Raw genomic sequence first — 24,518 nt, 5'->3', positions numbered from 1 at the left:
GCATCGCCAGCACCTGGTCGTCGGGCACGGCATCGAGCGCGCGGGCATAGCCGGCGGCCGCCCGCGCGGCGTCGCCCGCGGCATCGGCGGCGCGGGCGCGGGCATAGTCGCGCAGGTCGACGGCCGGCGGCGGCGCGTTCTGGGCCGTGGCGGGCAGCGCCGCCAGCAGCGCCAGCGCGAGGCTACATGTTCGGATAATTGGGACCGCCGCCGCCCTCAGGGACCACCCAATTGATGTTCTGGGTAGGATCCTTGATGTCGCACGTCTTGCAGTGGACGCAATTCTGCGCGTTGATCTGGAAGCGCAGATCATCGCCTTCGCCGACAACTTCATAGACACCCGCCGGACAGTAGCGCTGTGCGGGCTCGGCGTACATCGGAAGATTGTACCCGATCGGAACTTCCGGGTCCTTCAGCGTCAGGTGGACGGGCTGGTCCTCCTCATGGTTGGTGTTCGAGATGAACACCGAGGAGAGGCGATCGAAGGTGAGCACGCCGTCGGGCTTGGGATAGTCGATCTTCGGCGCTTCGGAGGCGTGGAGCAGGCTCTCATTGTCCGGCTTGTGCTGCATCGTGAACGGCCAGCGGATGCCGAGCAGCTCGCTCCACATCGCCGCGCCGGCCAGGATCGTGCCGAACTTGTCGCCGAACTTCTTGACCAGCGGCGCGACGTTGCGGACGCCGCGCAGCTCCGAATAGACCCAGCTCTTCTCATAGGCCTCGGGATAGGCGGCGAGCTCGTCCGCCTCGCGGCCGGCGGTCACCGCGGCAAAGGCCGCCTCGGCTGCCATCATGCCGCTCTTCATCGAAGTGTGGGTGCCCTTGATCCGCGGCACGTTGAGGAAGCCCGCCGCGTCGCCGATCAGCGCCGCACCGGGCGCGACCAGCTTGGGCACTGCCTGGAAGCCGCCGTCCGAGATGGCGCGGGCACCGTAGGAAACACGCTTGGCGCCCTTGAGGATCGCGGCGATCTCCGGATGCGTCTTCCAGCGCTGCATCTCCTGGAAGGGCGAGAGCCAGGGGTTCTTGTAGTTGAGCCAGGTGACGAAGCCGAGCGCGACCTGCCCGTCGGCCTGGTGATAGAGGAAGCCGCCGCCATTGGCGCCCTTGGTCAGCGGCCAGCCCTGGGTGTGGATCACGCGGCCCGGCACGTGCAGCGCGGGATCGATGTCCCACAGCTCCTTGATACCGATGCCGTAGATCTGCGGCTGGCTGTCCTTGTCGAGCTCGAAATTGCGGATGACCTGCTTGGTCAGGTGGCCGCGGCAGCCCTCGGCGAAGAAGGTGTACTTCGCATGCAGCTCGAGCCCGGGCTGATAGTCGCCCTTGTGCTCGCCGTCTCGCGCCACGCCCATGTCGCCGGTGGCGACGCCCTTCACGCTGCCATTGTCGTGGTAGAGGATCTCGGCCGCGGCGAAGCCCGGGAAGATCTCGACGCCGAGCTCCTCGGCCTTGCCCGCCAGCCAGCGACAAAGGTTGCCGAGCGAACCGGTATAGGTGCCCTTGTTGTGGAGGAACGGCGGGGTGATGAACTCGGGGAAGCTCGACTTGCCCTTCTCGCTCAGCACCCAGTGGTGATTCTCGGTCACCGGCGTCGCGGCGAGGGGGCAGCCATCGTCGCGCCAGCTCGGCAACAGCTCGTCGAGCGCCTTGGGGTCGATCACTGCGCCCGAAAGGATATGCGCGCCGACTTCGGAGCCCTTTTCGAGGATGCACACCGAAAGCTCGCTGCCCGCTTCCGTGGCCAGCTGCTTCAGCCGGATCGCCGCCGACAGGCCCGCAGGCCCTGCCCCGACGATCACGACGTCATAGGGCATCGACTCCCGTTCGCTCATCATCGCATCCTTCTAGTCTTGGTCTGGCACAGGCCACATGCTTGTCGTCGCATGCTGGCAACGGCTTGTCCCTTGGTCGATGAAGGCAGATTGACCCGCCCGTCAAGGCATGACTCTTAGGGAGCGTGGGAGGCGAATACACAGCGGATTGGGGGCGAACCCTTGCGAGCGCGCTCGAATGGTGGCGCGATGCAGGGGTAGAGACACTCCAGGAAGACGAGGCTCGCGACTGGCTCGCGCGGCCCGCGCCCGTGCAGGTGGCGCAGGCTGCCGTAACGTCGCCCCAGCCCGAAACCCTGCCCGATACGCTCGCCGCCTTCACTGCCTGGCGCACCGGCGAAACCGTTCCCGAGGCCGAATGGCTGACTCCGCGGATCGCCCCGAGCGGCCCGGCAAATGCCGCGTTTGTCGTGCTGACCGACATGCCGGAAAGCGACGACCAGAGCGAACTTCTGAGCGATGGCCCGGCCGGAAAGCTGTTCTCGCGGATGCTGACTGCCGCCGGAGTCGCGCGCGATTCGGTCTATTTCCTGTCGCTCGCTACCGCCCGCCCCTTGGCCGGGCGGATTTCGCCCGATCAGGAAGGCCGCCTGATCGAGATCGCCCGGCATCATCTGAAGCTGCTCCAGCCAGCCAAGCTATTGATTCTCGGGCAAACGGCGAGCCGTGTCGTGCCTGAGACGAATGACGACGCCCCGGCGAATGGTTTAGTCGATGTTAACCATTTCGGCGGAAAAACGCAGGCGGTGGCGAGCCTGCACCCGCGGTTCCTGTTGGACCGTCCCGCCGCCAAAAGCGAAGCCTGGAAGCATATGTTGCTGTTGACCCGGGGGAGCCTGTGACCATGCGTATCCTGTTTGCCGCCACGCTGCTTGCGTCCACGGCAATCCCCATTGCCGCCCATGCCGATGCACGCGCGGACGACGACAATTCCGCCGCGGCCTCCGCCGCCGCGCCGCGCGAAGCCGACGGCATCCCCGATCAGCTCGATGGCGATCAGAAGGCCGGATACCGCAAGGTGTTCGCCGCGATCCGTGCCGAGCGCTGGCAGGACGCGCAGCTCCAGCTCGATTCGATGAAGCCCGGCCCGCTCCACTCGATCGCGCGCGCCGAACTCTACACCGCCAAGAACTCGCCGAAGGTCGAGCTGGCGCCGCTGCTCCAGCTGATCGGCGACGCGCCCGAGCTTCCCCAGGCCGAGCAATTGAGCCGCATGGCCAAGACCCGCGGCGCAGTGACCACTCCCGCCATCCCCGCCGCGGCGCGGCTGATCTGGTATGACGGCGCGCCGGTCCGCCAGCGCGCCCGCTCGATCAAGAGCGACGCCGCCGCCACCGAGATCGCGCTCGCCATCCAGCCCTATGTGAAGGCCGATCAGGGCCTCGAGGCCGAAGGCGTGGTAGGCAAGTTCGAGGCCGACCTGACGCCCGAGGCCAAGACCGAGTGGCAGCAGAAGGTCGCCTGGATCTATTATGTCGCGGGCGACGACGAGAATGCCCGCCGCGTCGCCGCCAAGGCGCAGGACGGCATTGGCGACTGGGCACCCCAGGCCGACTGGGTCGCCGGGCTCTCCGCCTGGCGCGAACAGGATTGCGCCGGCGCCACCGCCGCCTTCGAGCGCGTCGCCACCCGCGCCACCGACACCGAGCTGCGCTCCGCCGGCCTCTATTGGGGCTCGCGCGCCGAGATGGCGTGCGGCCATCCGGACAAGGTCGAAGTGAAGCTGCGCGCCGCCACCCAATATGGCGAGACCTTCTACGGCCTGCTCGCCAAGGCGGCTTTGGGCATCGAGGACAAGCCGACGCGCGGCGAGAAGTTCGTCGCCGAGGACTGGCGCGCGCTGGAGCGCCGCCCGAACGTGCGCGTCGCCGCCGCGCTGGTCGAGATCGACGAGGACGGGCTGGCCGACGAAGTGCTGCGCTACCAGGCCAAGCTCGGTTCGCCTTCGGAACATGCCGCGCTCACCCGCCTTGCCGGCCGGCTGAGCCTGCCCTCCACCCAGCTCTGGCTCACCCACAACTGCCCCCAGGGCACCCAGCCGCTGACCGCCGCGCGCTATCCGGCGCCGAACTGGACCCCGGCCGGCGGCTGGCGCGTCGACAAGGCGCTGGTGTTCGCCCACACGCTGCAGGAATCGCGCTTCAACTCGGAGATCCGCAGCGCCGCCGGCGCGATGGGCCTGATGCAGGTGAAGACCGGCGCCGCGATCGACATCGGCCGCCGCCACGGCGTGACCTATGCCGCCAGCGACCTGACCAGGCCCTCGGTCAACATGGAGATCGGCCAGTCCTATCTCGAGCAGCTGCGCGACCAGCCCTTCACCGGCGGCCTGCTGCCCAAGGTGATCGCGTCCTACAATGCCGGCCCCACCCCGGTTTCGAACTGGAACACGCTGATCAAGGACGGCGGCGATCCGCTGCTCTATATCGAGAGCATCCCCTATTGGGAGACGCGCGGCTATGTGATGACCGTGCTGCGCAACTACTGGATGTACGAGAACCAGGAAGGCCGGAAGTCCTCGAGCCGCGAAGCGCTGGCGCAGGGCATGTGGCCGAAATTCCCGGGCATGCAGGGGCCCGCCGCGGTGAAGCTGAGCGTCAAGCAGCTCGCCTTCCACCAGGACAGCAATGCCAATCGATAACGCGGTGCCGTTCCGCCCGGTGCGGATCGCAGTGCTCACGGTTTCCGACACGCGGACGCTGGCCGAGGATCGCTCGGGCGACCGGCTGGTCGAGCGGCTTGGCGCGGCCGGCCATTCGCTCGCCGCGCGCGCGATCGTCCGCGACGATGCCGATGCGATCGCCGCGCAGCTCGAAGCCTGGATCGAAGACCCGGCGGTCGAAGTGATCCTGACCACCGGCGGCACCGGCGTGACCGGGCGCGACGTGACGCCCGAGGCGCTGGCCCGCGTCTGGGACAAGGAAATCCCCGGCTTCGGCGAGCTGTTCCGCTGGCTCAGCTACCAGTCGATCGGCACCTCGACGATCCAGTCGCGCGCGACCGCGGGCGTGGCGCGCGGCACCTATATCTTCGCCCTGCCCGGCTCGACCGGCGCCGTCACCGATGCCTGGGACGGGATCCTGGCGAGCCAGCTCGATATCCGCCACCGCCCCTGCAACTTCGTCGAGCTGCTGCCGCGGCTGGAGGAGCGCTAGGCCCTCCTGCGCAGCTGCCCTCCTCGTTCCCCGGCGAAAGCCGGGGCCCAGGGCCACAAGCGACACGGCAGAGAAACCCTGGACCCCGGCTTTCGCCGGGGAACGGCTTCAGCCTGGCCTATTTCTTCTCCGCCGGCTTGTCCGGCAGGTTGAGCTCCGCCTTGAAGAACTTGCCGAGCTCGCCCAGCTGCGAATCCCACCAGTCGAGCACGTCGGCGAAGTTGCGCTGGTTGAGCCCGCCGATCATCGCCAGGTCATAGGCCAGCCCCATCTGGCCATCGTCCCGAATAAAGGCCTGGAGGAAGCGCTTCCCCTTGTTCCACTTGTTGGCGAATTCGGGGGTATTCTCCGGCGCCTTCTCGAACAGCACTTCGAAGCGCAGCGAATCGCAATTCTTGTGGCTGTCGTCGCAGCCATAGAAATAGACGTCGAAATGATAGACGGCCTCGTCGCTCTCGATCATCGGGTCGCCCTGGCCATCGGTGGTCATCTTGGGCTTGAGGCCGGCCTTTTCCATCGCCGCAAGAACGGTCTGCGGCGCATTGGCGCAGACCTGGTCCTTGGCGCAGGGCGCCTGCACCTGGTTCTGGGCCGCGGCAGGCATCGCCCATGCGCTGACCACGAGCCCGGCAACCATCAAGAATGTACGCATCAATCCCCCTTACTGCTTGAGTTCCTTGACGAAGAAATCCCCGGCCTCGCCCAGCATCGAGCTCCACCAGTCGAGCGTGTCTGCAAAATTGCGTCGAGTGGCGCCCCCGATCATGCCGATATCGTAGGACAGCACGAAGCTGCCATCGTCCTTCACCGCGGCGGTGAGGAAGCGGTGCCCGGCATTCCATTTGTTGGCGAGCGCGACGGTCGCCTGCTCGTCCTTGGCGAAAGAGACTTCGAAGCGCAGCGAATCGCAATTCCGGTGCTGCTCGCAGCCATAGAAGAACACGTCGAACCGATAGGGCTCGCCGGTCACTTCTACCATCGGATCGTCATTCTCGTCCTTGGCCAGCCTGGCCTTGAGCTTCGCGGCGAGCATCGCCTGGACCACGCTGTCCGGTGCATTGGCGCAGACCAGGTCCTTGCCGCAGGGCTTGCGGTCCTGCGCAGCGGCGGGCAGCGCCCAGCCGGCCAGCACCGCGGCCGCCGCGGCCATGACGATCAGGCGCATCGGATTCCCCCTTCGCGCCCACCCTATCATGCCGCGGCGGCGCGGCAATTCATTCCGGTTCGTTGACGAACACGCCCAGCCCGTTCCCCGCGGGATCGCGGAAATGGAAGCGGCGGCCCCCGGGGAAGCTGAAGATCGGCACGACGATCTCGCCGCCCGCAGCCTTCACCGCCTCGAACGCCGCCTCGAGATCCTGCACCTCGATCACCGGCAGCAGCTGCTCGATCACGTGATCGGTGCTGCCGTTGATGCCCATATCGGTGTCGCCGGTGGTGGTGGCGGCATAGTCCGGGCCGAAATCGGTGAATTGCCAGTCGAATGCCCTGGCATAGAAATCGCGCGTGCCGGCGACGTCCTTCGAGGGCAGTTCGAGATAGCTGATCCGTGCCATGCATTCCTCCAATGTTCTTGCTATGTTCTAACGCCGGGCCTAGGCTTTGGCAATGGCGAAGAATCGTCCCGTGCGCGGCGCCACGCTCAACGAAGCGAGCAGCCGCTTCAACCTGCCCGCGCGCGAGGCGGATGGCGACTGGCTCGATGCGCGCGCCGCACTCGACGATGCGCCCCCGCCGCTGCGCACCAGCGTGACGGTCGAACGGGCGCGGACAATCATCACGCGCAACCAGTCGCCCGACATTGCCTTCGATCGCTCGATCAACCCCTATCGCGGCTGCGAGCATGGCTGCATCTATTGCTTCGCCCGGCCGACCCATGCCTATCTCGACCTGTCGCCGGGGCTCGATTTCGAGAGCAGGCTGTTCGCCAAGCCCGATGCACCGGCGCTGCTGCGCGAAGAGCTGGGCAAGCGCGGCTATGTCTGCCGGCCGATCGCCTTCGGCACCAACACCGATCCCTATCAGCCGATCGAGGCGGAGTGGCGGATCACGCGGGGCTGTATCGAGGTGCTGGCTGAGCATGACCATCCGCTGACGATCACCACCAAGTCGAACCGGGTGACACGCGACATCGACCTGCTGGCACCGATGGCGGCGAAAGGGCTGGCGGCGGTGATGCTCTCGGTCACATCGCTCGATCCCAGGATCGCGATGACGGTCGAGCCGCGCGCGCCGCATCCGGAGAAGCGGCTGCAGGCGGTGAAGCAGCTCGCCGATGCCGGGATCCCGGTGTTCGTCTCGCTGTCGCCGGTGATCCCGCACGTCACCGATCACGAGCTCGAGCATATCCTCGAGCGCGCGGCGGAAGCGGGCGCGCGGACGGCCTTCTTCCTGCCGGTGCGGCTGCCGCACGAAGTCTCGCCGCTGTTCCGCGCCTGGCTCGACGCGCATTTCCCCGATCGCGCCGGCAAGGTGATGGCGACGATCCGCTCGATCCGCGGCGGCAAGGACAATGATCCCAATTTCCACACCCGCTTCCGCGGCCACGGCCCCTGGGCCGAGCTGCTGCGCACGCGCTTCCGGATGGCGGCGAAGCGCTATGGGCTGGAGCAGGAAGTGCTGCGGCTGCGGACCGACCTGTTCCGGCCGCCGCGCGGTCCGCAGGGGGAGCTGTTCTAACTCCCTCTCCCCTCCGGGGAGAGGGTCGGGGAGAGGGGAAATGTGTCCTGAGCCGTTAGCCCCCGGAGAGAAGGCTAACTCCTGCCCCTCTCCCAACCCTCTCCCCAAAGGGGAGAGGGCTTTGGCTCACATGCACATCGTATCGAGCGGCAGCAGCGCCGGGGCCTGCGGCTCCTTCAGCCCCTTGGCGGCCATCGCGCCGTTCAGGCCCTGGGGCTGCGGGGTGAGCGCGGGGTTCATCTCGGGGGCGTAGTACGGGTCCTTGCCCGCCTCCGCGATCGAGACGAACCGGTACCCCTTCTCGCGGTAGAGCGCGACGAGCTTCGGCATCATGTGCGCGTCGAAGGCGCCGAGGTGCATCAGCAGCACATAGGGGATGTCGCGGCCATAGAGCGCCTGTGCCATTGCGCGGGCCCGATCGGCCTGGACCGAGGCGGTGCCGAGCCAGGCATGTTCCATCCGGAGGATCGCATCGCTGTCGCCCTTGGCGACGCAGCGGGCATAGGCGTTGTTATAGGCCCAGTCCGAGAAATCCATCGTCACCGTCGCGACCTTGTAGCCGCGCTCCGCCAGCAGCTTGCGGATGCGAGCACGGCGCTCGGGATTGGCCGCGGCTTCTGAAAGGAAGGGATAGCGGAACCAGCGCCAGTCGGTGGTGCCGGCCTTGGCCTTGAGGATCGGCTCGTTCTTCTCGAGCTCGCTCAGGAAAGCCTCGTCGCTGAGCTGGTCGAGATTGGCGTGGCTCCAGCCATGGTTGCCGAGAGTGAGCCCGGCGGCGCGCCACTTGTCGAGCACGGGGGCCGAGGCAGGCTCGTTGGTAAGCTGGATACCATTGATGAAGCCGATCGCCGGCGCCCCGCCCGATTTCAGGGCGGCGATGATCTGCTCGGCGATGCCGACCCGCGTATAGCCGGCGGGCAGCGGGGCATGCGCCGTCAGATCGTCAAAGGTGAAGGCGATCATCGGCGCGGGCGCGGCCGGCGCCGTAGCCACCCTGCCCTTGTCGACCACCTTGTCCGAGAACAGCGACAGCGGCACCGCATCGGCCATCGCCTGATAGCCGGCGACCGAGGGGTGGAGCCCGTCATTGTCGAACACCTTCAGGAGCCTGGTCGGCGCGGCGGGATCGCGCATCGCCGCATCGAAGTCGATCACCCCGTCGAAATTGCCGGGGGTACGGATCCAGGCGTTGACCGCCGCGCGGTCCGCCTCGTTCGCGGCGTCGGGGTGGTAATAGCCCGATCCGCCATAGGGCGTGATCGTCGCGCCGATCACCTTGATGCCGTGCGCACGCGCACGCGCGACCATCTGGCGATAGGCGCCGATCATCCCCTCGACCAGTGCGGCATGCGCCTCGGGCGTCGCCGGGGCGTCGCGGGTGAGCGTGCCGAGATCGTTGACGCCTTCGAAGATCACCAGATGGGTGACGCCGGGATAGCTCAGCACCTCGCGGTCGAAGCGCGCCATCGCATTGGGGCCGAGCCCGTCGTTGAGCAGCCGGTTGCCGCCGATGCCGGCATTGAGCACCGCCATGTCCACCAGCGCCGGGGTGGCGTGCAGGCGCAGCTGGAGCGCGTCGGTCCAGCGCGTGTTGCTGTTCGCGGGCACGCCATAGCCGTCGGTGATCGAATCGCCGAGGATCACCACTGCCGATGCCCTGGGCGACGCCACTTCGATCGCGCCGAGCTGGTACCAGCGCTCCGCGGTCTTGGCACCCGGCAGGTCCGCATCGCCGCTATGATCGCCGTGCAGATAATGGCTGGTCGCGCGCGATCCGGGATGGCCGGTCTGCTGGGCGGGGGCATCGGGCAGGTAGAGCGTGATCGCCAGGTCCGCACCCGCCTTGACCGGCAGGGCGATCGGATCGGACCAATAGTCCGCGCCTGCCGGGATGGTGACGCTCTTCGCGCCGCCGAAGCGGAGCGCGGTCAGGCTGGCGGCATCGATCTTCGCCGAAGCCGGGTCCAATGCGCGGGCGATCGTCGCCGCGCTTACCCGCAATGGCTGCGTGCCATAGGCGTTGGTCAGCCGCACCCGCAGCTTCGCCCCGGCGATCTGGATGCGGACGACCTGGCGCAACGTCGCGTCCTTCAGGTCCTCGGCCGGCAGCGCATTGTTGCCCGGGACCATCTGCGACGCCGCCCAGGCGGTGACCCAGCGTTCGCCGGCATCGGCGCCCGGCGGCGCAGCAGCGCCCAGCAGCAGCACGAGCACGGCCAGGCGCGCGATCAGCCCCATATCCCTCTCCCATCGACATTCGTCGTTATGATAGCGCTACCATAGCCACACGGCCGACGCGCGCAATGGCGTTTGTTCGATACCGTATCCGGGAAAATGGTGGCCACCGCGCAGGGAGCAGTGGCCAGAAGGTATAGGCCGGGCGGCGGAAAGAGGGATCCAAAGCGCCGCCCGGTGGTCTTCGAGCGTTGCCACTCGACCGAGGATCACCATACCGAAACATCTGACTGACACAATCCGGAAACATACAGTAGCGAACGGAATAGTTAGCGGATTGCGCGTCTCCCGGACCGGGCCTAGGCAACGCGCAAACGATAAGGAAATTCCATGCGCGCGCTTGCCTTTGCCGTCGCCCTCACGCTTCCCGCCACTGCCTTCGCCCAGGACGCCCAGCCGACCGGCAAGCTGCCCGAGACGGTGAAGCCCCTCGCCTATCGGCTCGACCTGACGATCGTTCCGGAAAAGCCGCGCTTCAGCGGCCATGCCGAGATCGACGTGACGCTGAACAAGGCGGCCGAGGCGGTGTGGATGCACGGCCGCGGGCTGAACGTTACCCGGGCGGTGGCGGTGATCGGCGGCAAGGAAGTGCCCGTCACCTTCACCCAGAAGAGCGAATATGGCCTCGCCCAGCTCGCCTTCGGCAAGATGGTGCAGCCGGGCAAGCTCACCTTGAAGTTCGACTATGATGCCCCCTTCGGCAGCGGCGCATCGGGGCCTTATCGCCTGAATATCGCCGGAAGCTGGTACAGCTGGACGCAGTTCGAATCCATCGACGCCCGCGCCGCCTTCCCCGGCTTCGACGAGCCCGGCTACAAGACGCCGTTCACCGTTTCGATCACCACCAAGCCGGGCCTGGTCGCGGTGAGCAACGCGCCGGAGACGGGCAAGCCGGTGAAGGCCGGCGAGCTGGTGAAGCACCGCTTCCTCGCCACCAAGCCGCTGCCGACCTATCTGATGGCCTTCGTCGTCGGCCCGTTCGCCACGCTCCCCGGCAAGGTCGCCCCGACGCCGCAGCGCAAGGCGCCGCTGCCGCTCCGCATCGTCGGCACCCAGCCGAACAAGGAGGAGATGCAGTTCGCGCTCGACAATTCGGGCCCGATCGTCGCGCTGCTCGAGAAATATTTCGGCCAGCCCTTCCCCTTCCCCAAGCTCGACCAGATCGGCTCGCCGATCATGCCGGGTGCGATGGAGAATGCCGGCGCGGACATCTATGGCGACGGCATCCTGTTCGTCGACGAGCATGACGCGACCTCGGCCAAGCAGACCTTCGGCATGGTCGTCGCGCACGAGCTGTCGCACCAATGGTTCGGCGATCTCGTCACCCCGGCGTGGTGGGACGATATCTGGCTGAACGAGAGCTTCGCCAACTGGATGGGCTATCGCATCGGCAACGAATGGCGCCCCGATCTGGATATCGGCGTGGACGCGATCTCCGAAGGCTTCGACGCGATGGACCTCGACGCGCTCGTCGCCGGGCGCCCGATCCACCAGAAAATCACCAACGATGCCGATATCGACGCGGCGTTTGACCAGATCACCTATGGCAAGGGCGGTCAGGTCGTCGGCATGATCGCGGCCTATATGGGCGACGACAAGTTCAAGGCCGGCGTCCGCCTGCACATGTCTCGCCACAAATATGGCAATGCCTCGACCGAGCAGTTCTTCGGCTCGCTCGCCGATGCCGCACATGATCCGCGCGTGCTGGCCTCGCTCAAGAGCTTCGTCGACCAGCAGGGCGTGCCGGTGGTGACCTTCCACCGACAGAACGGCATCCTCACCGCCAGCCAGCAGCGCTTCGCCTATTTCGGCACCAATGCGCCGGCCGAGCAGTGGATCGTCCCGGTCTGCGTCCGCCAGGGCGAGACCAAGAGCTGCACGCTGCTCGACAAGCCGAGCGCGTCGATCGTGGCGAACGGCACCGGGGCGCTCGTCCCCAATGCAGGCGGCTGGGGCTATTATCGCTTCGACCTCGACCCCGCCGACTGGGACGCGCTGATCGCCGCGGCGCCGACGCTGCCGACCGGCGAGGCGCTGGCGCTGGACGACAGCCTGTGGGCCAGCTTCTATGCCGGCAAGGCCCAGACCGCGCAGCTCGTCGCGCTGGCCCGCGCGATGGCGGGCCATCCCAAGACCAAGATGCAGCTCGCGAACGGCGATCGCCTCGCCGGCCTGGAAGCACGCGGGCTGATCGGCCCGGCAGCGCAGCCGGCCTATCGCAAGCTGTTCGTCGACCTCTACGGCCCGATGCTCGCGAAGATCGGCTTCGATCCCAAGGCCGGCGCGCATCAGGGCGACAATGCCGACACCGCCGAGCTGCGCGAGCAGCTGGTGGGCTTCGTGGCGGACAACGGCCATGACGCCACGCTCCGCGCGACGCTGAGCAAGGCGGCCGATGCCTGGCTGGCGGGCGACACCAAGGCGCTCGACGGCGATTTCGCCCCGCTCGCGCTCGCCGTGACCGTCGACGATCGCGGCGTGCCCTTCGCCAAGACGCTGGCCGAGACCGCGCTTGCGGGCAAGGTTCCCGGCCTGCGCCAGGCCGCCTTCCGCGCCATCGCCGCGTCGGGCAATGCCGATGTCGCCAAATGGTATTTCAGCGAGTTCGCCGATCCCCGCTATTCGCCGCGTGAGCGGCTGTTCGCGGCGGCGATCTTCATGAGCCACGCCAACACCCGCGATGCCGCGCTCGACTATATGCTCGCCCATTTCGACGAGTTCGCGAAGATCACCGGCGGCGGCGGCATCTTCTCGGGCCGGGCGGCGCAGATGTTCGGTTCGCTGTGCACGCTGCCGGCGGCCGAGGCGGTGGATGCCAAGCTCCGCGCCGCGGGCGGCAGCACGCTGTCGCTCGACCGCGCCGTGGAAGGCATCCGCAACTGCGCCCGCTTCAAGGACGCCAAGGCCGGCGAAGTGACTGCGGCCTTCGCCGGGATGTGAGTTCCCCGCCCCGGCTGACAAGGCCGGGGCGAACCTTCAGGGTTGGGCGACGACGATATACTGCACGTTCGAGCCAACGAACTGGGGCCGATACCAGACCGAGCCGCAACGCCGGGGGCGGGATAATCCGCAGGGGCGGGCGTACGCCCGGATCGGAGACGGTTGTGGGCGGTTCCTCGAATTCGGTGCCAACTCCGCTTGCCCGGCGGACGGGTTCGGGGCTGCTATGCGCGCACGAACCGGGGGGTTTGTGAGTCGCGTAACCACTTCAGGCACCAGCCTGCACGGATGGGGGACGCGACCATGCGGATATTGTTGGCCTTTCTGTGCGTGCTGGTGCTGCCGGCGTGCGCGATGACCGAGACGGGCTTCGCGCCGCGAAGCTACTACACGATAGACGGCGACATTGCGGCGCTTACCCAGGATCGGCCCGCGACGGGTTCGGACAGCGGTACCGGAACGGGGACACAGGCCGTCAAGTCGGACGGCTCGCTCGCCAAATATTTCGACGGCACTACCCCAACGGAAGCTCGGCGCAACAATTTCATCGAGATTCGCCTAGCGGTGTATGATCTCGAATATGAGCGCTTCACCCAGAATCTGCGCGCTGGACGCACCGACGCCGAGACAATCGCCGACCTCACCGTCATCGGCCTGAGCCTCGCGACGACGCTGTCGGACAGCAAACATGCCAAGACTGTGCTCGGCGCGATCATCACCAGCTTCACCGGCGGACGCGCTGCGATCGAGAAGAACTACTATGCCGACCGGACAACCTCGGCGCTGATCACACAAATGGACGCCGAACGAAAAGCCGCGCTGATCCCTATCCTGACGGGAAAAGCCAGGCCGCTGGCCGAATATTCGATCTCCGACACGATCCGGGACCTGCTCGCCTATAAGCGGGCCGGCAGCATCGACGGCGCGCTGAAGGCCGTGCAGAAGGCCGCGACCGACAAGGATGAAGCGGCAAGCGCGGCGCTCAAAGAATATCGTGCCGTCAAGTTCGGCGCGGACGCGAACACGCTGCGGATCCGCAAATATCTCTTCCCGGCGATGGTCAAGGTGCTGGACAATCAGCCGATCGACGCCTCGGGCGCGGTGATCAAGGCGCCGGACCCCGCCCACCTCGCATCGGTCCAGGCCGAAATGACCAAGCTTAACCTCGGCCAGGTACTGGTGCCGGTTTTCATGAATGCTGCCGCCTTCGCCGACGAGCGCGCCAAGGTCATTGCCGCCCTGAACATCCCCTGAGGAGCTTAGAATGCCCTGCGGAATCTATCAGATCACCGACATACCCGCGTCGGAGCTGGGCGGGGTGATGGTCGACGCGCATATCGGCAACCCTACCGACGTCAAATCGGTCCTGCAGCCCGATGGCAATTACACCGTCATCATCACCTACCCACCCTGCGCCGAAACCAAGACCTTCGACGAACACATCGCCGCCACGGACACCTAAGCCGCCGCGAGCTTGAAGTCCTTGTACTGCTCGCGGATCGCGGTCTTGAGCAGCTTGCCGGTGGCGGTGTGGGGCAGGCTTTCGACGAAATGGACCTCGTCGGGCAGCCACCATTTGGCGACATGCCGGGCGAGATGCGCCTGGACCTGCTCGGCGGTCACGTCGCTGCCCGGCTTGCGGACCACCAGCAGGATCGGGCGCTCGTCCCATTTGGGGTGATGGACGCCGATCGCCGCCGCCTCGCCGACGCCGTCGCAGCCGACCGCGGCATTCTCCAGATCGACCGAGCTGATCCACTCGCCGCCCGACTTGATCACGTCCTTGGCGCGATCGGTGATCTGCATCGTGCCGTCCGCATGCAGCAGCGCGACGTCGCCGGTGTCGAACCAATTATCCTTGTCGACCGCCGGCTCGGGCGCCTTGAAATATTGCTTCACCACCCAGGGTCCGCGCACCTGAAGCCGCCCCGAGCTCTTGCCGTCGCGCGGGAGCACCCGGCCCTCGTCATCGACCACGCGCAGCTCGACCCCGTACGGCACCTTGCCCTGCTTCGAGACCTGATCGACCTTCTCGTCGAAACTCAGATCGTCCCAGTCGGGCGACGGCGCGCCCATCGTGCCGATCGGCGAGGTCTCGGTCATGCCCCAGGCATGGTTGACGCGGATGCCCATCTTCATCAGCCGCTCGATCATCGCGCGCGGCGCGGCCGAGCCGCCGATGGTGACGATCTTGAGGTATTTCGGCTCCTCGCCGGTCGCATCCATATATTGGAACATCGCGAACCAGACGGTGGGCACCCCGGCGGAATGCGTCACCTTCTCGCGGTTCATCAGCTCGCACAGCACCTTGGGCTCGTTGACCGCGCTGAACACGAACTTGGCGCCCACCGCCGCGCCTGCCCAGGGCAGGCCCCAGCCCACCGCGTGGAACATCGGCACGATCGGCATCGCCACTGCCTGGGTCGACAGGTCGAACTCGGCGGGCTGCAGCTCGGTGATCGCGTGGATCACCGTCGAGCGGTGCGTATAGACCACGCCCTTGGGATTGCCGGTGGTGCCGCTGGTGTAGCAGATCATGCAGGGCTCGCGCTCGTCGCCGGCCACCCACTGGTAATTGCCGTCCTCGGCGGCGAGCAGCGCCTCGAACCCGTCGGGGCCGTCGCTGTCGAAGCAGTAATAATGCTCGATCGTCTTCCAGTGCGGCTTGAGCCGCTCGACCAGCGGGGCAAAGGCGCGGTCGTAGAACAGCACCTTGTCCTCGGCATCATTGCCGATGAAGGCGAGCTGGTCGTCGAACAGGCGCGGATTGATCGTGTGGATCAGCCCGCCCATGCCGGCGGCGCCATACCAGGTGACCAGGTGGCGCCCATGGTTCATCGCCAGCGTGGCGACGCGGTCGCCCTTCTTCAGGCCGAGCCGTTCCAGAGCTTGCGCGAGCTTGCGCGCATCGCGGGCGATGCCCGCCCAAGTGGTGCGCGTCTCGCTGCCATCGGCCCAGCGGGTGACGATCTCGCGCCCCCAATGCTCGCGCGCCGCGTGATCGAGCAGCGTGGTCACGCGCAATTCGAAATCCTGCATCCCGCCAAACATCCGGCTCTCCATACCGATTTTTCGAGAAGGTAAACCGATGCGAGCGCAGGTGTCGAGGGCAGGCTGTGTAACGAAGGATGTCGGGCGGTTTCCCCAAACCGTCATCCTGAACTTGTTTCAGGATCCAACTCTCCGCAAACGAGGGACAAGGGGCTCGAGCGCTATCGATTGCCGCACCTTGGATGCTGAAACGAGTTCAGCATGACGGTGATTTGGTCCGCCTCTACGCCGCCTCGGCCAGCTTTGCCGCGGCGCTCTTGAGCGAAGCCCAGCGGATGCCAGGGACATTCTCGATCTTCTGGCGCAGCTCGCCGTCGAGCCGGAAGTCGCGGCCGAGCACCAGCTCCGCCTCGCCGCCGGGGATGCCAACACGCACCAGCACCTCGCCGCGGCCGCCGCGCTGCTCGCCGATGATCTCGGCAAGTACGGGAATCGCCCGGACGTCGTCGATCGTCACATCGAGCACGAGGCGGGCGGTGTTGGCGAGGGATTCGAAACTCTGGACGCGCTTGATCGAAACGCGCGGCGTATCCTCGCCGGCGCGCTTGTCGAGCTCCACCGTCAGCACCGCGCAGCCGCCCTCGCGCGCGCAACGCTCCAGATCGGGGACGGCGCTGTCCTCGAAGCAGGTGGCGATGGTCTGGGCCGACTTATCGGAGATCGTCGCCATCATGTACTTGTTGCCGCGTGCCGAGGTGCGCGGGCGGCAATCCTCGATCAGCGCCGCGATCGTCGCGCCGATGCGGGCGCCCGGCGGCACGTCGATCTCGCCGAGCGTGGCGATCTCGCGCGCGCCGAAGGTCTTGGCGAGGTGCTGGTAGCGATCGAGCGGGTGGGCCGAGAAATAATAGCCGAAGGCATCGCGCTCGGCGCCGATCCGGTCAGCCAATGACCAGTGCGCGCTCTGCGGCAGCTGGATCGCCCCGCCGCTCGGCTCGGCATCGCCGAACAACCCGCCCTGCCCGCTGGTCTTGTTCGACCAGGTGCGCTGCGCGACCGCGAGGATCGTCTCGGCCGCGGCATAGACCCCGGCGCGGTTGTCATCGAGCGCGTCGAACGCGCCGGCACCGGCGAGCGTCTCGACCTGGCGCTTGTTGAGCAGCCGCGGATCGACCCGCTTGGCGAAATCGTCGAGCGACTTGAAGCTGCCCCGCTCCTCGCGCTCCTCGACCAGCAGCTCCATCGCCCGCTCGCCCACGCCCTTGAGCGCGCCGAGCGCATAGCGCACCGCGAGGCCGTCCTCGGTCTTCTCGACGAAGAAGTCGGCTTCGCTGCAATTGATCTCGGGGCCCAGGCATTGCACGCCGAGCCGCTTCATGTCGTCCGCGAAGATCGCCAGCTTGTCGGTCTGGTGGATGTCGTACGCCATCGAGGCGGCGAAGAATTCGTGCGGGTGATGCGCCTTGAGCCACGCGGTCTGATAGGCGAGCAGCGCGTATGCGGCGGCGTGCGACTTGTTGAAGCCATAGCCGGCGAACTTGTCGATCAAGTCGAACAGCTCATTGGCCTTGGCCGGCTTGATGTTGTTGTGCTCGGCGCAGCCCTTCACGAAGGTCTCGCGCTGGGCGTCCATCTCCGCCTTGATCTTCTTGCCCATCGCGCGGCGAAGCATGTCGGCGCCGCCGAGCGAGTAGCCGGCCAGGATCTGGGCGGCCTGCATCACCTGCTCCTGATAGACGAAGATCCCGTAGGTCTCGTTCAGGATCGGTTCGAGCAGGTCGTGCGGATAGACGATCTCCTCGCGCCCGGCCTTGCGGTGGCCGAAGCTCGGGATGTTGTCCATCGGGCCCGGGCGATAGAGCGAGACGAGCGCGATGATGTCGCCGAAATTGGTCGGACGCACCGCGGTCAGCGTGCGCCGCATGCCTTCGGATTCGAGCTGGAACACGCCCACCGTGTCGCCGCGCTGGAGCAGGTCATAGACTTCGGTGTCGTCCCAGGCGAGCGCATCGAGATCGACGTCGAGCCCGCGATCGGCCAGCAGCTCGACAGCCTTTTTGAGCACCGACAGCGTCTTCAGACCGAGAAAGTCGAACTTCACCAGCCCGGCGCCTTCGACATATTTCATGTCGAACTGGGTGACCGGCATGTCCGAGCGCGGATCGCGGTAGAGCGGGACGAGCTGCGACAGCGGGCGATCGCCGATCACCACGCCGGCGGCGTGCGTCGACGAGTGGCTCGGCAGGCCCTCCAACCGCATCGACAGGTCGACGAGGTACTTGATGTCCTTCTGGGCGTTGTACTCGGCGAGGAACTCGCTGACGCCGTTCAGCGTGCGCTCGAGTGTCCAGGGATCGGTCGGGTGGTTCGGGATCTGCTTGGCCAGCCGGTCAATCTGGCCGTAGCTCATCTGCAGCACGCGGCCGACGTTCTTGACCACCGCGCGCGCCTTCATCGTGCCGAAGGTGATGATCTGCGCGACGTGATCGGCGCCGTATTTCTGCTGGACGTAGCGGATCACCTCGCCACGGCGGGTTTCGCAGAAGTCGATGTCGAAGTCGGGCATCGAGACGCGTTCCGGGTTGAGGAAGCGCTCGAAGAGCAGGCCGAGCTTGAGTGGGTCGAGATCGGTGATGGTCAGCGCCCAGGCGACCGCCGAGCCCGCACCCGAGCCACGGCCCGGCCCCACCGGGATGTCGTGCGCCTTCGCCCATTGGATGAAGTCGGCGACGATCAGGAAATAGCCCGGGAAGCCCATCTGGATGATGATGTCGAGCTCGAACTGGAGCCGGTCGTTATAGACCTGGCGCTCGGCGGGATCGGTGATCCCGGCCTTTTCGAAGCGCTTCTCCAGCCCTTCCCAGCTGCGGTCGCGCAGCATCTTCGCCTCGCCTTCGCGATCGCCGGCGAGGCTGGGCAGGATCGGCTTGCGCTTCGGCGCGGCATAGGCGCAGCGCTGGGCGACGACGAGCGTGTTGGCGATCGCCTCGGGCAGGTCTGCGAACAGGCTGCGCATCTCGTTCGACGGCTTGATCCAGGCATCGGGCGAGGAACGCGGGCGATCGTCGGAGGCGATGTACGAGCTGTTGGCGATGCACAGCATCGCGTCATGCGCTTCGTGGAAGGTCGGCTCGGCGAAGCAGCTCGGATTGGTGGCGACCAGCGGCAGGTTGCGGTCATAGGCGAGATCGAGCAGCCGTGGCTCGGCCTTGCCCTCGGTCTCGTCGAGGCGGCGGACGATCTCGATATAGAGCCGCTCGGGGAACAGCCCCTCGAGCCGAGTCGCATAGGAGGCCGCGGCCGAATCCTGCTGATCGGCATAGAGCCGCGCCAGCGCGCCCTCGCGCCCCGCGGTGAGGCAGAGCAGTCCGTCGGTCCGCCCTTCGAGCGCGTCGAAGGGGATATGCGCGTCTTCCTCGACAGGGCGATCGAGATGCGCCATCGAGACGAGATCGCACAGGTTGAGATAGCCGGCCTCGTCCTGGGCATAGAGCGCCAGCCAGTCGATCGGTGCCGCGACCCCGTCGGGCATGTCCGGCCGCTTGACTGCCAGCAGCGTGCCGATGATCGGCTGGATGCCCGATTTCATGCAGGCATCGCCGAAGCTCATCGAGGCATAGAGACCGTTGCGATCGGCGACGGCCACGGCGGGAAAACCCAGTTCCTTCGCGCGCTTGGCAATCGCCTTCGGCTCGATCGCGCCCTCCAGCATCGTGAAGGACGAGAAGACCCGAAGCGGAACGAAGCCGGAATGCATGGGCCGAGTGTAAGGCGCCGCTCTCAGCCGCGCCACCCGTGGGGAGCGTTTTCCACAATTTTCAAGCGTTTGGGCTCAGGATTCTTCCCTACGCACGGACTCGGACGGGTGCTCTCCGGAATGGAAGCGCGCGCTCGGCTGGTCCACATCATGGTTAATGGCAGTAAACATTTCGTCGATGAAACGGAACGGTTCATCGGCGGATCAGAATTGGGCGTTATTATGGCAAACATAAGGCAAGCAAGGAAACCAGATAAGGTTTCAGTGACTTACCAGCAAAGCACCACCCTTTTCTGACGAGTCGAATGCTATGAACGCCCTTTACCATGGTAGCGAGCTCTGCGAGGTCGATGCGGACGGAAACGTCGCCATCCCGGCCTTTCTCGAAGCCGCTCTCGCCCCCGAAACCAGCCCCGAGATCCTTGTCGCCAAGCACCAGGCCGATGCGTGCCTGATCGGCTATGGCCGCGACCATCTTGCCACGCTTGCCGAGCGCGCCGAGCGCCGCCGCCTGGCCGAGGAAGCCCGCGGCGAGGAAGCCCGCGGCCATTATCACCGCATGCGCAGCACCTTCGGCCTGTCCGAGCGGATGGGCCGTGACGCCAGGCGGCTGCGCATCCCAGCTGCGATGCGCCATCTCGGCCGCATCGACGACCTCGCGCTGTTCGTCGGCACCGGCGACAGCTTCGAAATCTGGAACCCCAAGCTCGCGCTCGAAAGCGACGACGAGCATTTCCGCGCCCTGGCCGAATTCCGGCTGCGGATGCGCGGGAGCAAGACGACCAAGGGAGTGCATTGAGATGAGTATCCGCTGCAACGTGATGGGCCATGCCGCCGGCACCACCCATCATCACAACCAGGGTCTCGATTTCGCGATGTGCCACCATTGCGGCTGCGACCTGGTCCGCCCCGAAGGCGGCGAATGGAGCGAAGTGCCCGAGGGCTTCCAGGTGGTGTGGCGCGAGTTCGGCCGCACGAGCGACGCCGCCTCGGTCGCCGAGCGGATGGCACGCATGGCCCCCGCCCCGCGCCGTCGCGCCCCGCGCAATGCCCGTCCCACGCCGCGCCGCGATCCGCGCGGCCGGCCGTTCAGCAACGCCTTCGGCATGGTCGGCGCGCTTGCCAACCTCGGCAAGCTGGTGGGCGGCGAGGTGGAGGACGACTCCACCGGCATCGAGCCGAGCGGCCAGTATGTGATCCGCCTGCCGCACTCGAGCAGGCACTGAGTTCCGGCGGGCCGCACCGCAAACGCGGCTCGCCCAAGTACCGGTGGCGGGGTGCACTCCTCCCACCTCGCCACCGGCCACCTTTCCTCGCGGCTGCCCCGCCGTTACGATCCCCCGGCAAGCAAGGGGGGATGTCATGCTGCTATTCTCACTGGCCCTGATCGGCCAATCGGTTCCGCTCGACACCGACACCAGCAAAGCGGCGCATCAGTGCCTGCGAGCGCTTATCTCGAGCATCGCGGTGGATGACCCAGGCCGGCGACGCGGCATGGCGCAGATTGCCTATTTCAGCATGACCGAGTCCGCCGCCGGCCCCGGGTTGCTCCTCGAAGACATGCACCACATCGTTACTGGCATCAGCAGGGAGGCGCCGGCGCCGATGCCTTCGCTCGCCGCGTGCGATGCCCGCTTCCCGCTGGCCCGCACGCAAGCTCCCGCAAAACTGCCCGCCGAGCCCTTCGATCGCGATTACCTCTGCTACGGCGTCACCGTGCTGACTGGCGAGGCCGGCAGGGATGACGCGGATGCGCGGGCGGACATCGCCAAGCAGCAGGCCAGGTTCGGCCCGCGCGCGATGCGAATCAACGCGGCACGGCACCTGAACGACGAAGCCAGCCAGATGCGCCTCCTCGACAACGTGCTGCGCGCATCGCTGCAACTCGGGAACCTCGACACGCTCTTCCAGGCCTGCGCACGACTGCCGGACTGAACACCGCCGAGGAAACACGTCCCGGACTTATCCCCAGCTTTCCCTCGCGTACGCGCGTGCGCGCGGGCGGGGTTGGCAGGAGGCATCGGCCCGGCTAGAGCCGTAAGACACACTCAAGAACCCGAAAGCGTGACACTTTGACCGACGAGACCATCCTCGCCGACGATCCCTCCGACATTACGCCGATCTCGATCGTCGACGAGATGAAGACGAGCTACCTCGATTACGCGATGAGCGTGATCGTGGCGCGCGCGCTCCCGGACGTTCGCGACGGCCTGAAGCCGGTCCACCGCCGCATCCTCTATGCCGCGCAGGAAGGCGGCTATGTCGCCGGCCGCGCCTATCGCAAGTCGGCCCGCCTGGTCGGTGACGTGATGGGTAAGTACCACCCGCACGGCGACAGCTCGATCTACGACGCGATGGCGCGCATGGCCCAGGACTGGGCGATGCGGGTGCCGCTGATCGACGGCCAGGGCAATTTCGGCTCGATGGATCCTGATCCGCCCGCCGCGATGCGCTACACCGAAGCGCGCCTCGCCAAGGTCGCCTCGGCGCTGCTCGACGACATCGAGAAGGACACGGTCGACTTCGTCCCGAACTATGACGGGTCGGAAAGCGAGCCTGCGGTCCTGCCCGCCCGCTTCCCCAACCTGCTCGTCAACGGCGCCGGCGGCATCGCGGTCGGCATGGCGACCAACATCCCGCCGCACAATCTGGGCGAAGTGATCGACGCCTGCCTGACGCACATCGATGCGATGCTGGGCAAGCGCGCGCCGCTGACGCTCGAGGAGCTGATGGAGATCGTGCCGGGTCCGGACTTCCCGACCGGCGCGCTGATCCTCGGCCGCTCTGGCTGCCGCTCGGCATACCAGACCGGCCGCGGCTCGATCATCGTCCGCTCGCGCCACGAGTTCGAGCAGCGCGGCGATCGCCGCTCGATCGTGCTCACCGAGATTCCGTACCAGCAGGGCAAGAACGCGCTGGTCGAGAAGATCGCCGAGGCCGCCAAGGACAAGCGGATCGAAGGCGTCAGCGACATCCGCGACGAATCGAGCCGCGAGGGCGTGCGCATCGTCATCGACCTCAAGCGCGACGCGACTCCCGAGGTCGTGCTCAACCAGGTCTGGCGCAACACCCCTGCCCAATCGAGCTTCCCGGCCAACATGCTCGCGATCCGCGGCGGCCGCCCGGAACTGCTCAACCTGCAGGACATCATCGAGGCCTTCGTCAAGTTCCGCGAGGAGGTCATCACCCGCCGCTCGAAGTTCGAGCTGGCGAAGGCCCGCGAGCGCGCGCACATCTTGCTCGGCCTGGTGATCGCGGTCACCAACCTCGACGAAGTCGTCCGCATCATCCGCGGCTCGTCGAGCCCGGCGGACGCCCGCGACAAGCTGCTCGCGCGCGAATGGCCGATCGCGGAGATCGCCCAGTACATCAAGCTGGTCGAGGCAGTCGAAACCGAAGTCACCGGCGATATCTATCGCCTGTCGGAAGCGCAGGTCCGCGCGATCCTCGACCTGCGCCTGCACCGCCTCACCGCGCTCGGCCGCGACGAGATCGGCGACGAGCTCAAGGAGCTGGCGGATTCGATCGCAGAGCTGCTCGAGATTCTCGGCAACCGCGCCAAGCTGTACGAAGTGATGGTGGAGGAGCTGACCACGGTCCGCACCCTCTATGCCACGCCGCGCCGCACCGAGATCGCCGCCGCAGCCGACGGCATCGAGGACGAGGACCTGATCGAGCGCGAGGACATGGTCGTTACGGTGACCATGGAAGGCTATATCAAGCGCACCCCGCTCGATACCTTCCGCGCCCAGGCCAAGGGCGGCAAGGGCCGCGCCGGCATGGCGACGAAGGACGAGGATGCGGTGACGCACCTCTTCGTCACCTCGACGCACACCCCGGTGCTGTTCTTCTCCACGGCGGGCAAGGTCTATCGCATGAAGGTGTGGCGCCTGCCCGAGGGCGGGCCTGCCACGCGCGGGCGGCCGATGATCAACCTGCTGCCGCTCGCCAATGGCGAGACGATCTCGACCGTGCTGCCGCTGCCCGAGGACGAGGATGCGTGGGGCGATCTCCACGTCATGTTCGCCACTGCCAAGGGCAATGTCCGCCGCAACTCGATGGACGCGTTCGCGAACATCCGCACCAACGGCAAGATCGCGATGAAGTTCGAGGAAGGCAGCGAGGATCGCCTGATCGGCGTGTCGCTGCTCACCGAGACCGACGACGTGCTGCTGGCCACCAAGGGCGGCCGCGCGATCCGCTTCGCCTCGACCGACGTGCGCGAGTTCCAGAGCCGCGATTCGACCGGTGTGCGCGGCGCGCGCCTGGCCGAAGGCGACGAGGTCATCTCGATGTCGGTGCTGCGCGGCTTCGACGCCACGCCGCAGGAGCGCGAGGATTATCTCAAGGCCGCCCCCTGGAAGGAAGGCGACCGCGAGATCACGCTCAGCCCCGAGCGCATGGCCGAATTCGAGGCGTCGGAGGAGTTCATCCTCACCGTCACCGCGAACGGCTATGGCAAGCGCACCTCGGCCTATGAGTATCGCCGCACCAATCGCGGTGGCCAGGGCATCACCAACATCGTCAGCTCGGATCGCAACGGTCCGGTGGTCGCCAGCTTCCCGACGCATAGCGGCGAGCAGCTGATGCTGGTCACCGATCAGGCCAAGCTGATCCGCACCACAGTGGGTTCGGTGCGCGTCACTGGACGCAACACCCAGGGCGTGATCCTCTTCCGCGTCGCCAAGGACGAGCATGTCGTCTCGGCCGCGCGGATCGAGGAGAGCGAGGACGAGGCCGAGGCCGAGCTGGGCGACGGCCCGACCACGGGCGAGCCCACGCCGGACGCCACCACGAGCGAAGACCTCGCAAGCGGGCCTGAGGACGGGCAGTAACAAGCAGTAGTCGTCACCCCGGCCTTGTGCCGGGGTCCACCGGGAGGCGCGTATTGGGCAAGACGCTCAGCCCCTTCCCTCGCGGCATGGT

Annotated in this window: 19 protein-coding genes; 12 read left to right on the top strand and 7 right to left on the bottom strand. The window is 66.7% G+C overall.

The annotated features are described in order from the left end of the window. Positions 1-182: 182 nt before the first annotated feature. Positions 183-1,835: an electron transfer flavoprotein-ubiquinone oxidoreductase gene (locus P6144_RS03395; protein WP_277766299.1), complete on the bottom strand. Its 1,653-nt coding sequence runs from the start codon at positions 1,833-1,835 to the stop codon at positions 183-185. Between the two features lie 125 nt (positions 1,836-1,960). Between P6144_RS03395 and P6144_RS03390 the strand changes: the two genes are divergently transcribed. Genes P6144_RS03390 through moaB form a run of 3 tightly spaced genes read left to right on the top strand, consistent with a single transcriptional unit; the run spans position 1,961 to position 4,990 of the window. Beyond that, positions 1,961-2,677, top strand: coding sequence for a uracil-DNA glycosylase family protein (locus tag P6144_RS03390; protein WP_277766298.1), 717 nt, complete (start codon positions 1,961-1,963; stop codon positions 2,675-2,677). A 2-nt stretch (positions 2,678-2,679) separates the two neighbouring features. Further along, complete coding sequence (locus P6144_RS03385; protein ID WP_277766297.1) at positions 2,680-4,476, top strand: lytic transglycosylase domain-containing protein; 1,797 nt, start codon at positions 2,680-2,682, stop codon at positions 4,474-4,476. Beyond that, the gene (gene moaB / locus P6144_RS03380) at positions 4,463-4,990 is read left to right on the top strand and encodes a molybdenum cofactor biosynthesis protein B (RefSeq protein WP_277766296.1); all 528 of its coding nucleotides are present in this window, start codon (positions 4,463-4,465) and stop codon (positions 4,988-4,990) included. The genes P6144_RS03385 and moaB overlap by 14 nt, the downstream gene beginning before the upstream one ends. 118 nt (positions 4,991-5,108) lie before the next feature. On the opposite strand, the gene P6144_RS03375 is transcribed toward moaB, so the two are convergent. The 3 genes from P6144_RS03375 to P6144_RS03365 are packed head-to-tail and all read right to left on the bottom strand — an operon-like array spanning position 5,109 to position 6,546. Further along, complete coding sequence (locus P6144_RS03375; protein ID WP_277766295.1) at positions 5,109-5,642, bottom strand: YbjN domain-containing protein; 534 nt, start codon at positions 5,640-5,642, stop codon at positions 5,109-5,111. Positions 5,643-5,651: 9 nt separating this feature from the next. Next, positions 5,652-6,155 (bottom strand): YbjN domain-containing protein, encoded by a 504-nt coding sequence (locus P6144_RS03370; RefSeq protein WP_277766294.1) that lies wholly within the window; start codon positions 6,153-6,155, stop codon positions 5,652-5,654. Between the two features lie 49 nt (positions 6,156-6,204). Next, positions 6,205-6,546: a VOC family protein gene (locus P6144_RS03365; protein ID WP_277766293.1), complete on the bottom strand. Its 342-nt coding sequence runs from the start codon at positions 6,544-6,546 to the stop codon at positions 6,205-6,207. A gap of 52 nt (positions 6,547-6,598) precedes the next feature. On the opposite strand from P6144_RS03365, the gene P6144_RS03360 reads away from it, so the two are divergent. Next, on the top strand, positions 6,599-7,669 hold the full coding sequence (locus P6144_RS03360; protein WP_277766292.1) for a PA0069 family radical SAM protein: 1,071 nt from the start codon (positions 6,599-6,601) through the stop codon (positions 7,667-7,669). 126 nt (positions 7,670-7,795) lie between these two features. Here the strand turns inward: P6144_RS03360 and P6144_RS20430 are convergent, their stop codons facing one another. Continuing rightward, positions 7,796-9,907: a GDSL-type esterase/lipase family protein gene (locus P6144_RS20430; RefSeq protein ID WP_347275113.1), complete on the bottom strand. Its 2,112-nt coding sequence runs from the start codon at positions 9,905-9,907 to the stop codon at positions 7,796-7,798. Positions 9,908-10,234: 327 nt separating this feature from the next. Between P6144_RS20430 and P6144_RS03345 the strand changes: the two genes are divergently transcribed. From P6144_RS03345 to P6144_RS03335, 3 genes are all read left to right on the top strand, one after another. After that, positions 10,235-12,844, top strand: coding sequence for a M1 family metallopeptidase (locus tag P6144_RS03345; protein ID WP_277766291.1), 2,610 nt, complete (start codon positions 10,235-10,237; stop codon positions 12,842-12,844). Positions 12,845-13,132: 288 nt separating this feature from the next. After that, positions 13,133-14,098 carry a hypothetical protein gene (locus P6144_RS03340; protein WP_277766290.1) on the top strand — a complete coding sequence of 322 codons (966 nt, stop codon included), beginning with the start codon at positions 13,133-13,135 and terminating at the stop codon, positions 14,096-14,098. A gap of 10 nt (positions 14,099-14,108) precedes the next feature. Next, complete coding sequence (locus P6144_RS03335) at positions 14,109-14,306, top strand: hypothetical protein (RefSeq protein ID WP_277766289.1); 198 nt, start codon at positions 14,109-14,111, stop codon at positions 14,304-14,306. On the opposite strand, the gene P6144_RS03330 is transcribed toward P6144_RS03335, so the two are convergent. Together P6144_RS03330 and dnaE are read right to left on the bottom strand one after the other, a co-directional pair. Continuing rightward, the gene (locus P6144_RS03330) at positions 14,303-15,895 is read right to left on the bottom strand and encodes a long-chain fatty acid--CoA ligase (RefSeq protein ID WP_277766288.1); all 1,593 of its coding nucleotides are present in this window, start codon (positions 15,893-15,895) and stop codon (positions 14,303-14,305) included. The genes P6144_RS03335 and P6144_RS03330 overlap by 4 nt on opposite strands. Before the next feature lie 223 nt (positions 15,896-16,118). Beyond that, the gene (gene dnaE / locus P6144_RS03325) at positions 16,119-19,592 is read right to left on the bottom strand and encodes a DNA polymerase III subunit alpha (protein ID WP_277766287.1); all 3,474 of its coding nucleotides are present in this window, start codon (positions 19,590-19,592) and stop codon (positions 16,119-16,121) included. A 120-nt stretch (positions 19,593-19,712) separates the two neighbouring features. Between dnaE and P6144_RS03320 the strand changes: the two genes are divergently transcribed. From P6144_RS03320 to gyrA, 5 genes are all read left to right on the top strand, one after another. Next, positions 19,713-19,889, top strand: a complete 177-nt coding sequence (locus P6144_RS03320) for a hypothetical protein (protein ID WP_277766286.1) — start codon at positions 19,713-19,715, stop codon at positions 19,887-19,889. A gap of 13 nt (positions 19,890-19,902) precedes the next feature. Beyond that, complete coding sequence (locus P6144_RS03315; RefSeq protein WP_277766285.1) at positions 19,903-20,391, top strand: hypothetical protein; 489 nt, start codon at positions 19,903-19,905, stop codon at positions 20,389-20,391. 1 nt (position 20,392) lies between these two features. After that, positions 20,393-20,818, top strand: coding sequence for a hypothetical protein (locus P6144_RS03310; protein ID WP_277766284.1), 426 nt, complete (start codon positions 20,393-20,395; stop codon positions 20,816-20,818). A 136-nt stretch (positions 20,819-20,954) separates the two neighbouring features. Continuing rightward, the gene (locus P6144_RS03305) at positions 20,955-21,527 is read left to right on the top strand and encodes a hypothetical protein (protein WP_277766283.1); all 573 of its coding nucleotides are present in this window, start codon (positions 20,955-20,957) and stop codon (positions 21,525-21,527) included. A gap of 137 nt (positions 21,528-21,664) precedes the next feature. After that, the gene (gyrA, locus tag P6144_RS03300) at positions 21,665-24,427 is read left to right on the top strand and encodes a DNA gyrase subunit A (RefSeq protein WP_277766282.1); all 2,763 of its coding nucleotides are present in this window, start codon (positions 21,665-21,667) and stop codon (positions 24,425-24,427) included. Positions 24,428-24,518 lie beyond the last annotated feature (91 nt).

This window comes from Sphingomonas sp. HITSZ_GF, assembly GCF_029543155.1.
In the GTDB taxonomy this organism is placed as follows: domain Bacteria; phylum Pseudomonadota; class Alphaproteobacteria; order Sphingomonadales; family Sphingomonadaceae; genus Sphingomonas.
Note: the sequence above shows the minus strand (reverse complement) of the source record. Positions and strands in the feature narration are given on the sequence as shown.